Annotated in this window: 11 protein-coding genes; 6 read left to right on the forward strand and 5 right to left on the reverse strand. The window is 73.1% G+C overall.

What is annotated here, in order from left to right; genetic code table 11:
* Window positions 1-344 precede the first annotated feature (344 nt).
* Both RM844_RS22330 and RM844_RS22335 read left to right on the forward strand, forming a co-directional pair.
* Window positions 345-4,901: a DUF6531 domain-containing protein gene (locus RM844_RS22330; protein ID WP_311669117.1), complete on the forward strand. Its 4,557-nt coding sequence runs from the start codon at window positions 345-347 to the stop codon at window positions 4,899-4,901.
* A gap of 29 nt (window positions 4,902-4,930) precedes the next feature.
* Window positions 4,931-5,497 (forward strand): hypothetical protein, encoded by a 567-nt coding sequence (locus RM844_RS22335; RefSeq protein ID WP_311669118.1) that lies wholly within the window; start codon window positions 4,931-4,933, stop codon window positions 5,495-5,497.
* 168 nt (window positions 5,498-5,665) lie between these two features.
* On the opposite strand, the gene RM844_RS22340 is transcribed toward RM844_RS22335, so the two are convergent.
* From RM844_RS22340 to RM844_RS22350, 3 genes are all read right to left on the reverse strand, one after another.
* Window positions 5,666-6,397 carry a class I SAM-dependent methyltransferase gene (locus tag RM844_RS22340; RefSeq protein ID WP_311669119.1) on the reverse strand — a complete coding sequence of 244 codons (732 nt, stop codon included), beginning with the start codon at window positions 6,395-6,397 and terminating at the stop codon, window positions 5,666-5,668.
* Between the two features lie 73 nt (window positions 6,398-6,470).
* Window positions 6,471-7,712, reverse strand: a complete 1,242-nt coding sequence (locus RM844_RS22345) for a choice-of-anchor M domain-containing protein (protein ID WP_311669120.1) — start codon at window positions 7,710-7,712, stop codon at window positions 6,471-6,473.
* A gap of 35 nt (window positions 7,713-7,747) precedes the next feature.
* The gene (locus RM844_RS22350; RefSeq protein ID WP_311669121.1) at window positions 7,748-8,245 is read right to left on the reverse strand and encodes a Fur family transcriptional regulator; all 498 of its coding nucleotides are present in this window, start codon (window positions 8,243-8,245) and stop codon (window positions 7,748-7,750) included.
* Between the two features lie 31 nt (window positions 8,246-8,276).
* On the opposite strand from RM844_RS22350, the gene RM844_RS22355 reads away from it, so the two are divergent.
* Genes RM844_RS22355 through RM844_RS22365 form a run of 3 tightly spaced genes read left to right on the forward strand, consistent with a single transcriptional unit; the run spans window position 8,277 to window position 9,102 of the window.
* A complete protein-coding gene (locus RM844_RS22355; protein WP_311669122.1) occupies window positions 8,277-8,444 on the forward strand; it encodes a hypothetical protein in 168 nt (55 codons plus the stop codon).
* 8 nt (window positions 8,445-8,452) lie between these two features.
* The gene (locus RM844_RS22360; protein ID WP_311669123.1) at window positions 8,453-8,854 is read left to right on the forward strand and encodes a choice-of-anchor M domain-containing protein; all 402 of its coding nucleotides are present in this window, start codon (window positions 8,453-8,455) and stop codon (window positions 8,852-8,854) included.
* Window positions 8,851-9,102 (forward strand): choice-of-anchor M domain-containing protein, encoded by a 252-nt coding sequence (locus RM844_RS22365; RefSeq protein ID WP_311669124.1) that lies wholly within the window; start codon window positions 8,851-8,853, stop codon window positions 9,100-9,102. The genes RM844_RS22360 and RM844_RS22365 overlap by 4 nt, the downstream gene beginning before the upstream one ends.
* A gap of 87 nt (window positions 9,103-9,189) precedes the next feature.
* Here the strand turns inward: RM844_RS22365 and RM844_RS22370 are convergent, their stop codons facing one another.
* On the reverse strand, window positions 9,190-10,443 hold the full coding sequence (locus tag RM844_RS22370) for a GTP-binding protein (protein ID WP_311669125.1): 1,254 nt from the start codon (window positions 10,441-10,443) through the stop codon (window positions 9,190-9,192).
* 52 nt (window positions 10,444-10,495) lie between these two features.
* Window positions 10,496-11,419 (reverse strand): class I SAM-dependent methyltransferase, encoded by a 924-nt coding sequence (locus tag RM844_RS22375; protein WP_311669126.1) that lies wholly within the window; start codon window positions 11,417-11,419, stop codon window positions 10,496-10,498.
* A 195-nt stretch (window positions 11,420-11,614) separates the two neighbouring features.
* Here RM844_RS22375 and RM844_RS22380 point away from each other — a divergent pair, with 195 nt between their 5' ends.
* On the forward strand, window positions 11,615-11,767 hold the full coding sequence (locus RM844_RS22380) for a hypothetical protein (protein WP_311669127.1): 153 nt from the start codon (window positions 11,615-11,617) through the stop codon (window positions 11,765-11,767).
* The last annotated feature ends 6 nt before the right edge of the window (window positions 11,768-11,773 follow it).

Genomic DNA, 11,773 nt, shown 5'->3' on the forward strand with positions numbered 1-11,773 from the left:
GGCGGGTGGTGAAGGTGGCGTGGACCTGTGTGACGCATGACACATGCGATGCCTGGGGGTGCTCGCGCCGAGCCCGACGGTGCGGGAGCGGTCGCTGCTGCCGGGGGTCGGCCGGCACGAGGTACGTCCGCCGATGCGCCCCCCGGCCGGTGGGCCGGGCCTGGACCGGGCGCGAGCAGGGTGGCGGCGTCCGTGCCTTGGCCGCAGCCCTGGGGCGCCGGGCGGCGGCACCCTCCCCATGGCCGGCTCGCCGTGGGACGATGACGGGACGTTGATGTGCTCGTACCCGGAGTGCCGGATTCGTTCATTGACGGAGGGCGGCGGCGCTCACAGGAGGGAACGCGATGGCTCGTCCGTCCGACTGGTCACCCCTCGACATGGACCGCGACCCGACTCCTGGCGACCCCGACGAAACGCGGGAACTGGCCGACGAGCTCCAGGAGTTCGCTGACGATGTCGGAGAGGCGCTGGCCAAGATCCGCGGCATGGCCTCCGATCGTGCGTTGCTGGACTGGGCCGGGTTGTCCGCCGACACCTTTCGCGCCGAGTTCGAGGGCGTGCCGGACAACCTCACCAAGCTGGAGGAGAGTTACTCCCTCTGTGCTCAGGCACTGGACGGCTACTGGCCGAAGCTGCAGACCGCCCAGGGCATGGCGGACCGGGCGTTGGACCGGGCAGTGGCCGCCCAGGCCGATCTGGCCAGTGCCCAATCGGCGTTGGGAGACGCGACGGACTGGGTCGGCCGTGCCGGCGAGGAATCCGAGCGCCTCCAACGGGAGGGCGAGCGGGCCGGTGTCGAGCCGCCGAACGAGGTCGACGTCCGCGCCGCGACCCGGGACCAGCAGGCGGCCGAGGCGGCGGCCAGCGCCGCCCGGGGCCGGGTCAACGATGCGGAGGAGCGACTTGCCGCTGCCCGCCAGCTCGCCCTGGACGCGCGGGAGATGCGGGAGGACGCGGCCCGCGAGTGCGCGCAGGGCATCGAGGAGGCCAGTGACGCCGGTATCCAGAACCGTAAATGGTGGCAGAACGTCATCAAGTGGGTCACCGACAACTGGGACACGCTCGTCCAGATCTGCAAGGTGATCGTCGCCGTCCTCGGCATCGTCGTGATGATCATCGGCGGCCCGCTCGCCTGGGTCGTTCTCGCCGCCGCCCTCGTCGTCCTCGCCGACACCCTCATCAAGTTCGCCAGAGGTGAAGCCGGGCTCCTCGACGTCGCCTTCGCCGCGCTGGACTGCATCCCCGGGATGAAGGGCCTGACCACCCTCGGTGGCCTCGCCCGCGGATTGAGGGGGGCGGCGAGCACCGGACTGCGGGGCCTGCAGCGGGGCGCGCTCGGGCTGGGGCGAAGCATCCGTCGGATGGGTCGTGGCGGGGACGACCTGGTCTGCCGGACCGACCCCGTCGACATGGCGACCGGCGAGATGGTCATGGACGACACCGACATCGAACTTCCCGGCGTGCTCCCGCTGGTGGTCCGCCGCCACTATCGCACCAGCCTGCGGGAAGGCACCTGGTTCGGGCCCTCCTGGGCTTCTACCCTGGATCAACGCCTGGTCCTGGACGACGGTGGTGCCCGGTTGGTCACCGACGACGGCATGATTCTGGACTTCCCCCGGCCGCTGGCCGATGAACCGGTGCTGCCCGTGGAGGGTCCACGCTGGGAGCTGACCTGGGAGTCACAGCCCGGCGGCCCGCTCGCCGTGCGGCAGCCCGAGACAGGGCGCACGCTGTACTTCGCACCTGTGTCGGGCCGCCGGGGCGGCGAGCTGCCCCTGACCGCGCTGGCCGACCGCAACGGCACGCGCATCAGGGTCGGTTACGGGTCGGACGGCGCGCCCGTCTCCCTTGTCCATGACGGGGGTTACCACGTGGAGATCACCACCGAGGGTGGGCGGGTGATCTCCCTTCGGCTGCGCGGCGCGGCGGACGATTCTGCTCTGGTGCGGTACGGCTACGACGAGCGGGGCAACCTCGCCGAGATCCATCACGCGCCCCACGAGCGACCCCGGCGCCTGTTCTACGACGACAGCCGGCGCATCGTGCGCTGGGAGGATCGCCTCGGCGACTGGTACCGCTACATCTACGACGAGCAGGGCCGCTGCGTGGCGACAGAAGGGAGGGGCGGCGTCCTCGCCAGCCGCATCAGCTACGACCTGAACTCCCGTCGCACACTGTTCACCGACTCCCTGGGCAACACCACCGTCTACGAGTGCAACGACTGCTATCAACTCGTCCGCGAGATCGACCCGTTGGGGCACCGCACCGAGCGCACTCACGACCGGTACGACCGACTGCTCTCCCTCACCGACGCCGCGGGGCACACCGTCAACCTGGAGTGGGACGCCCGCGGCAACCTCGTCGCCATCCGGCAACCGGACGGGACCGCGTCCACCGTCAGCTACAACGAGGCCGACCTGCCCGTGGAACGGCGGGCGCGGGACGGCGCGGTGTGGCGCACGGAGTGGGACACGCGCGGCAACTGTGTCGCGCTCACCGATCCCACCGGCGCGACGGCCACCCTCGCCTACGACCGGGTCGGTGCTCTGACGGAACTGACCGATGCCGGGGGCGGGGTCCACAGGTTCCGCAACGACGCGACGGGGCAACGAGTGTGGGCCAGCGACCCGCTGGGCGCGACCACGCACTACACCTACGACGCGTACGGCCGCCCCAGCACCGTCACCGACCCGCTGGGCCAGGTCACCCGGATGACCTGGACGGCCGACGGACTGCCGGCCTCGCGCACCACCCCGGACGGCGCCACCGAGTCCTGGGTCTACGACGGCGAGGGCAACCGCACCGGCCACACCAGTCCGTTCGGACTCACCACCCGGATGGAGTTCGGCCCGTTCGGTCGGCCCCTGTCACGTGTCACCCCGGACGGGGCACGGTACGCCTTCGCGCACGACACGGAGTTGCACCTCGTCCAAGTCGTCGACCCCGAGGGCCGCACCTGGGACTACACCTACGACGCCGGTGACCACCTCGCCTCGGAGACCGACTTCGACGGCCGCACCCTCCGCTACACCCACGACCCGCTGGGCCGCCTTCGTTCGCGGGTGAACCCGCTGGGGCAGACCGTCACCTTCGCCTACGACGGCACCGGCTGCCTGACCAGCAAGACGGTCGACGAGGTGGTCACCCACTACACCCACGACGCGGAAGGGCGTCTGCAGACGGCCACCAGCCCCGATGTGGTCCTCTCCCTCGCCTACGACCCGCTCGGGCGGCGCATCGAGGAAACCGTCAACGGGCGCACCCTGCGCACGGCCTACGACGTGCGGGGGCTGCCCGTTCAGCGCACCACGCCGGCCGGCATGACCAGCCGCTTCAGCCATGACGCGGGAGGCCGCCGCACCAGCGTCACGGTCGACGGCCACACCCTCTCCTCCCGGCACGACGCGGTGGGCCGCGAGGTCAGCCGCCATATCGGGAACCTCGGCCTGATCATGGAACAGACCTGGGACGCGAACCACCGCCTCACCGCCCAGACCCTGACTGGCCCCGACCGGCCCACGTGGGAGCGGCGTTACAACTACCGCGTTGATGGGCAGCCCCTGTCCTTGGTCGAGCGGACAGCCGGCCGCGAGACCGGGAGGCGGGAGGTCGAGCTGGACCCAGCCGGGCGAATCACCGAGGTGCGGGCGCACGGTTGGTCGGAACGCTATGCGTACGACGCCTCCGGCAATGTGACCCACGCGGACTGGCCCGCCTCCGCCTCTGCCCCCGAGGCCAGAGGCGAACGTGTCTTCACGGGTACCCGGGTCACCAGGGCTGGCTCCGTCTTCCACGAGTACGACGCCGCCGGCAGGGTGGTGCTGCGTGGCAGGAAACGGCTCTCCAGGAAACCGGACATTTGGCGCTACGACTGGGACGCCGAGGACCGCCTGGTCGGCGTGACCACCCCGGACGGCACCCGCTGGCGCTATCTGTACGACGCGCGGGGTCGGCGGGCGGCCAAGCGGCGGCTGGCCGCCGAAGGTACCCAGGTGGTCGAGGAGACGCACTTCACCTGGGACGACACGCATCTGGTCGAGCAGACCACCACAGGAGTGGACGGCCGCGAGTCCCTGACCCTCAGCTGGGAGCGGGACGGCACCCGCCCGCTGACCCAGACGGAGCGGCGTGCCACCGAAGCGCAGCGGGTCGTCGACGAACGCTTCTTCGCCGTCGTCACCGACCTGATCGGCACCCCGACCGAGCTGGTCACCGAGGACGGGGAGATCGCCTGGCGGCGCGATGCGACGCTCTGGGGCCTGGCCGTCGACGGCGGCGCGGCGACGACCGACACCCCGCTGCGCTTCCCCGGGCAGTACCACGACCGAGAAACGGAGTCGTACTACAACTACTTCCGCCACTACGACCCGACGACCGCCCGGTATCTCACGCCCGACCCGCTGGGCTTGGCCGCCGGGCCCAACCCGGCCGGCTACGTGCCCAACCCGTTGGTATGGATGGATTATCTGGGTCTCAAGTCCTGCTCCGAGATCCTGCGGGACAACCTGGCGCTCGACGGTCGCCCCGTCGGAACCGGCCAGGCCGCCGCCCACATCGTGCCCTCGGGTCTCACCAGGGGCAACGCCCCCAACATGAGGGCGCTGCTCAACCGGTACAACATCGACATCAACGAGGCCGCCAACGGTATTCCGCTGGGCCACAGTCGACCGCACAACTACACCCACACCAACGTGTACCTGAACCGGCTGGACAGCCATCTCCAGCAGTTCGTGGCGACGCGGGTGAGTCTGAACGTGTCCCCGGCCCAGATCACGGCGGACCTGCGCACCGAACTGCGTAGCATCGGCAGGCAGATCCAGGCCGAACTCAACGGACTCACGCCGAACCAGATCGCGAACAACCAGTCGAACCCGACGGACCACTGGACGAAACGCCCGTGACAGACACAAGCTCGCCCGAGACAGCCGCCGTGTACCGCCTTCTGCCGTCCTTGGTCGAGCAGACGCCCCTGCGCCTGGATGACGCGTCCCTGGCCGCGCTGGTCGACTGGCAGATCCACGGCGAGGCCAGGCCGACGCCCGACCGGGTGCGGGCCCAGTGGTACGAGGCGAACGGCGCCCGCGCGGCGGACTTCCCCTCCGGATACCCCGGGGCGCCCGTCCTCGGCCCGCGGCTGCTGCCCGCGTTGGCCGAGGCGATCCCGTCCGCCGGCGCCCTCGTCCCGGTGGAGATCGACGGTACCGAGGCTCACGGGTACCACCTCTTTCGGGTGGACGCTGTCGTCGACTGCGTCGACACCGCCCGTTCAACCGTCCGCTACGCCTCGACCGGCGAACTCGAACGCACCGTGCTGCGCCCCGAGGTGATCCCGACCGAACTGCCCGCGTTCCGCGTCCCCCAGTTCCCCACCGCCGTCCACTGGAACGCCTGGGCCGCGCTACGGCTGCGTGACCTCATCGGGGACGACCTGGAACTCCGCCTCGTCTGGTCCGCGGACCCCGGCCAGCGCCCCCACCCCAGCCCCTGGGGCTTCTGACCTCGCCACGCGTGGGCGGCCGGGGCGCGCGGGCCGCCTCCAGAGGAACGCGCGCACCCGGCCGCCTGGCCTTCGGGGACGGTGTGTTGAGCCCGCCGGGAGCGGCACCCCCCGAAGGCTTTAATGGTAACGGTTTTCATCTGGCTGGCAAGGTGACCCCCGCCAACGTCAGGACTCCGCCGCGCGCCCCAGCACATGGACGCCACCCGCCTCGACCGAACGGACCGCGAGCCCGACGGACGCCCACTCGGCCCGCAGCTCCGCCTCGCCCACCACCCACCAGCCGTAGTCCACCGTCACCCGGGAGACCACCCGCTCCGCGTCCAGCGTCTCGTACGTCATGTGCCAGACCAGGCTCTGCCGGCCCGCCGGCTCCGCCTCCGACCAACCGCGATAGGCGTGGTCACCGACCCGTACCGTCGGCCCGGCGGTGCGCGGCACGGCCTCAGCGCTGGTCGGCGGCGGGTTGTTGACCAGCACCAACCCGTCGGGGGCCAGCCGGTCGGCGACCAGCGCCCACAGCGCACGCCGGTCGTCCGGCGCCAGATGGCCCAGCATGTTGAGCGCCAGCACGGCCCGCGTCTCCTCGGGGAACGCGAACCCCAGCGCCTCATCCGCCACCACTGTCACCCGCTCGGCCAGCGCCGGATCGTCCATCAGCCGCGCCAGCAGCGCCGTCCGCATCGCCGCCGACGGCTCCACGGCGACGATCCGGGCCGCCGGCAGCGCCGCCGCCGCGATCCGGGTGCCGCGCCCCGACCCGGCGCCGAGGTCGACCACCGGGCCGCCGCCCGGGGCGAGCCGCGCCAGCGCGGCGGTCAACGACGGGCCTGCCTCCCGCCAGAAGCCGGCTATCAGGGGGTCGATGAACGGCGCGGACGCGGCATACGGATCGGTCATGAACTCTTCCCTCGGGTTCGGTCCTGGCTGACTGGTCTTCGGGCGGCGCGCCTCGGGTGCGGGGCGCCGGCGGTCACCGCGCCGTCCGCCGGGCGCGGCCGTGCCGCGCGGCGGCCCACAGCGCGAGGCCGGCGGCCGCGGCGGCCAGGGCGGCGACGCCGAGCGGGACGAAGTCGCCGCCGGTGCGGGCGAGTTCACCGGCGGGCCGGCCGTTCTCGGCGCCGGAGGTGCCGCCGGACGTGGGGGAGCCGGTCGCCGAACCGGCCGACGGGCCGTCGGCACCGCCGGCGTTCCCGTCCCCCTCACCGTTTCCGCTGTGGCCTGCCGCGCCGGGCCCGCCGGGCTGGCCCGGGCCCTCGGGTCCCTCCGACTCCCCGGGCTCCTCCGGCTGTCCCGGCTCACCCGGTCCGCCGGGTTCCCCCGGCTCGGTCGGCTTCCCGGGCTCCACGGGTTCTCCCGGCAGCTCGGGCGCACCGGGTTCCCCCGGCCCGCCCGGCCCGCCCGGCCCTCCCGGGTCCTCGGGTTGCCCGGGCTCGCCCGGCTCCTCCGGCGTCTCCGGCTCCTCGGGTTCCTCGGGGGCGGGGAGTTCGACCTCGTCGGGGTCCGGGTCGCCGACGACGGCGGTCAGGGTGCCGGTGTCCGAGACCCGTTCGCCCGTGGGCAGGGTGGCGCTCAGCTCCAGCCGGATGCGGTAGACCCCCTCCGTGGTGAAGAACCACAGCGGGTGGGCGTGCACGCCGGGCCGCAGTTCGACGGCGCCCGGTGCGGGTCGGGTGCCGTCGATGTCGATGCCGACCACGTTGCCCAGCTCGGGGTGGTCACGCCACTGGCCGAGGAAGAAACCCTCGGGGCCCTCGACCCCGGTGAACGTCGCGGTGACCGGGGAGGCGACCGCGTCCGCGGGCACCCCCTCGGTGTTCCAGCCCGGCCACAGCAGGCCGGCGGCGTAGGTGACGCTGTGGTCGACCCAGACGGTGTCGCCGACCCGCCCCAGCTGCTCGGGGACCCGGCCGGCCGCCGAGGCGGGTATCTGCCAGGCGTGCCGGGGGTCGAAGTGCAGGATGACGTCGTTGGGCTCCCGCCAGACCTCCTGGCCCGGCGTTGTGCCGTCCTTGATCCGGAACTCCAGCTGCCCGTCGTCCAGTTGGGCGGCGAGGTCCAGGTGCCCGCCGTCCAGCACCGCCCGCTCGCGCTCGACCACGGCGTCCTCGGCGGCGGCCGGCGCCGGGGCCAGCAGCAGCCCGCCGGTCAGCAGCCCCCCGGTCAGCAGGGCGCCGATCCTCGGCGCCACCCGCCCGCGTATCAGCCATGACATCGCGTCAACTCCTCCGTGTGGTGGCGGCAAGGCCGCTATCCGTGGGCCGCCGACGGTTGGCCGCCGCCCAGCGCGGGGGAGCCGGCCCCGGACTCGGCCGGAGCCGCCTCGGGTTGGCACGGGGCGCAGATCCCGGTGAGCTGCACCTGGTGTTCGAGGGCCGCGAACTCGCTGCTCCCGGCGACGTGTTCGACCCACTCCTCCAGCGCGGCCGAGTCGACCGGCCGGCTGGTGCCGCAGGAGCGGCAGATCAGGTAGTGCTGGTGGCCGTCGGCGGGACGCGGCCGGTAGAGGCGCTCGCCGCTCTCGTCCATGACGACGTCGGCGAGGCCGCCCTCCTCCAGCTCGCGGAGGGCCCGGTAGACGGTGGTCAGGCCGACGCGCACGCCGCGTGCGACGGCCAGGGCGTGCAGCTCGCGCGCCGAGACGAACTCCTCGTAGTCGGCCAGCACGCCGGCGACCGCCGCGCGGCGGCGGGCCGTGCGCGCGCCGAGCACGAGGTGGGCCTGCTGGCCACTCCGTCGGCGTCCCATGGCGGATCACCTCTCGCGGCTCGGGGGACCGATGATCGGCACCACCGTAGTTGGGGATGATTTCCATGTCTATCTCAGGGTGAAACGTCGGCGTGGCCGTGTCGGCTGTGATGTGACGCACGGCGAGGCCCACTTGGAGGCGCTTATTGAGAATGATTATCGTCTTTATGTCAGTGCACCATCACTCCTGATCAAGTGAGGTCACCCGTGCGTGTTCTGCGTAGCTCCCTGACCGTTGTCGGCGGCACGGCCGCCGCGCTCGCCTGCGCCTCCCTGGCCACCGCGGCCGCGGCGGCCCCCACCGTGCTCTCCACCGGCCATGTGGACGTCGTTGGCGTCGAGTTGGCGGACGGCGCCTTCCAGGTGCATGTCCACGACGATGACAGCGGCCTGGCGTACGACCCCGCCGACGTCGTCCTGGAGGCGCTGCCCGGCGCCGCCTACACCGTTCCCAACGACCCCTGCTACGCGTTCCTCGGTGCGGCCGGGGACACCGTCCACCGGCTGCCGCAGTCCCAGAACCCCGACCTGCTGTGGGCCGGCCTCTCCGCGCACATCGACGCGGGCGTGCTGGCGGGCGACGCCTTCACCGTCACCTGGAGAGCGTGACCGGACCCGGCGACTTCAGCGTCTACCAGGACGGCCTGTGCGCCGCCGACGCCCGGTTCTTCGACAGCGGCGACGGCATCGACGCGGCGGACGCCACCGAACTCGACGCCCACAGCCACGTGCACGCCAACTGGGCCTTCACCGAACCCGGCACCTACACCGTCGCGTTCACCGTCAGCGGCACCCTCGTCGACGGCACCGCCGTGCCGCCGGTGACCGAGGACTTCACCTTCACCGTCACCCCGTAACCGTCCCGGACCGACCCCCGGACCGACCCCCGGACCGACCCCCGGACCGGCCCCCGACCCGGCCGGCCGGGCCGGGGGCCACCGGCGTCACGCCCACACCGGGTGGTCGTGCTCGTGGTCGTGCTCGGCGGGCGGGGTGTCCCAGTCGGGGAACGGGTCGGCCAGCCGCGCCCAGGCCGCCGGGCCGGCGCGCCACTCGTCCTCCGCCAGCAGGCAGACTGACAGCTCGGCGTGCAGCGCCTCCCGCGCCAACTCGGTCCCGATGAAGACGAGTTCCTGCCCGTCCGCGAGCCCGCCAGCGGCCGGCGCCGCGCGCACCCCGGTGGGCTCGAACCGCGCGACGGACCCGGCCTGCGACCACAGCCCGGCGATGTCCGGCCGGCTCGCCAGCCAGAAGAAGCCCTTGGAACGCAGCACGGTGCCGAACGCCCCGCCGTCCAGCCGCTCGGTGACGAACCGCCACAGCCGCTCCGGGTGAAAGGGCCTCTCCGCGCGGAACAGCAGGCTGGAGATCCCGTACTCCTCCGTCTCCGGCACATGGTCCCCGTTCAGCTCGGCCAGCCAGCCCGGCGCCTCCTGGGCCCGGGCCAGGTCGAAGGCGCCGGTGCCGAGCAGCTCGCCCACCGGGACCCGGCCGTGGCTGGCACGCAGCACCCGCGCCGCCGGGTTGAGCCGGCGCAGCGCCGCCACCAGCCGGTCGGCCTCCGCCGCCGGCACCAGGTCGACCTTGTTGAGCAACAGCACGTCGGCGAACTCGACCTGGTCGGCGAGCAGGTCGCTGACCGTCCGCTCGTCGTCCGCGTACTGGTCCAGCCCCCGCTCGACCAGGCCGTCCCCGCGTCCCAGCTCGGTCAGGAAGTTGGCGGCGTCCACCACCGTGACCATGGTGTCCAGCCGGGCCAGGTCGCCCAGCGTCGCTCCGTCGTCCCGGGGGAACGAGAAGGTCGCGGCGACCGGCATCGGCTCGGAGATGCCGCTGGACTCGATCAGCAGGTAGTCGAACCGGCCGGCCCGCGCCAGCCGTTCGACCTCGGTCAACAGGTCGTCCCGCAGCGTGCAGCAGATGCACCCGTTGGTCATCTCGACCAGCCGTTCCTCGGTGCGGGAGAGCGCCCCGCCGTCGCGGACCAGCGCGGCGTCGATGTTGATCTCGCTCATGTCGTTGACGATGACGGCGACCCGCAGGCCCTCGCGGTTGCCGAGCACGTGGTTGAGCAGGGTGGTCTTGCCGGCGCCGAGGAAGCCGGAGAGCACGGTCACCGGCAGCCGGCCGTCCGGCGGGGGAGACGGCGTCGCCTCGGTGGCGCCGGGCTGGCCGGTGGTCGGATCTGGTGGGGGCATGGCGGGCTCGCCTTTCCTGGGGAGGGGATGGGGGTGGTTGGCGCGGTGCGCCCTACCGCTGGAAGCGCTGCCCGAGCCGGCGCCCCCGGTCCGTCGCCCGGTCCGTCGCCTGGTCGCGGTCGGCGCCCGCGCGGACCCCGGTGACCAGCAGCATCGGGTGGGTCAGGTAGTAGCCCGGCTCGTCCAGCGCGTAGCCGCCGCTGCCCGGCGTCATCAACTCCACCGCCCGGGCCAGTTCCGCCTCGCTCATCCCGGCCTCCCGGCCCCGATTCCGCGCCGCGTCCAGCAGCTCCGGCCAGACCACCCGCTCCAGGTAGGGGCGGGCCGTCGGGTCGGCGGCCAGCGGGAACGCCACCCGGGGCAGCAGCTCCACCCGGGTCTCCCGCAGCCCGGCCGCCAGCGTCCAGGACACCAACCGCTCGTTCTGGGTGGGCCCGTCGCCCGGCAGGCCCCAGTTCAACTGGGAGGCGACGCGCAGCTTCTGCTGCACCCAGGAGTGTCCTGGCAGGAACGTCGCCTGGTAGTAGTTGCTGCCGAAGAGCGCCAGCACGCCGCCCGGGTTGAGCGCCCCGGCCAGCGCCGCCACCGCGGCCTCCGGGTCGGGGAAGTTGCCCGGCCAGATCACGTCGCTGGCCCAGATCGCGTCGAACCCGGCGCCCGGCTCGGCCGCCTCGGCCAGCACCTCCAGCAGGTCGCCCCGGCGGGTCTCCGTCCGCTCGGCGACACCCTGCTCGGCGGCGTGCGCCTCGGCCAGCGCCAGCGCGTTGGCCTCCCGGTCCACGCCCAGCACCCGCGCGTCCGGGTCGGCGGCCCGCGCCAGCGCGACCAGCCCGCCGCCCGCGCCGGTGCCGGCGTCGAGTATCCGCCGCCGGCCGGCGAGTTCGAGGGAGCGCACGGCCCGCTCCACGGTCGGGGCGACGAAGGCCCGGTTGGTCAGCAGGTAGGTGGTGACGGTGTCGGTGGTCAGGTCTCTCATGGGCGCGACGCCTGTCTCCTCGGGGAAGCGAACCAGTACATGCAGATGAAAGTCATTTTCAGTATAGGGGTCCGGCGTGTGCCGCCCGCCCTCGCCTGCCGACGGCCACCGACCGCCCCGGGGGCTTTGTTAGGGTGCGGGGGCGGGGCGCTCCGGCCCCGCCGAGCCGTGACGGCCAGCGAGAGGAGCCCGGCGATGTCCCACCACCCCCTGACCACCCCGGCTCCCCGCCACCGCCGACCCGCCGCCCGCGCGCTGCGCCCGCTGGAGCGGCGGCCGATCGGCACCAACGGCTACGTCAGCACCTGGGGCGCGTTGACGGGCCTCTGCCCGCCGGCGGCGGGCTGACCCCCG

Origin of the sequence: Streptomyces chisholmiae (assembly GCF_031845445.1) — a bacterium.
Lineage (GTDB): Bacteria > Actinomycetota > Actinomycetes > Streptomycetales > Streptomycetaceae > Streptomyces > Streptomyces chisholmiae.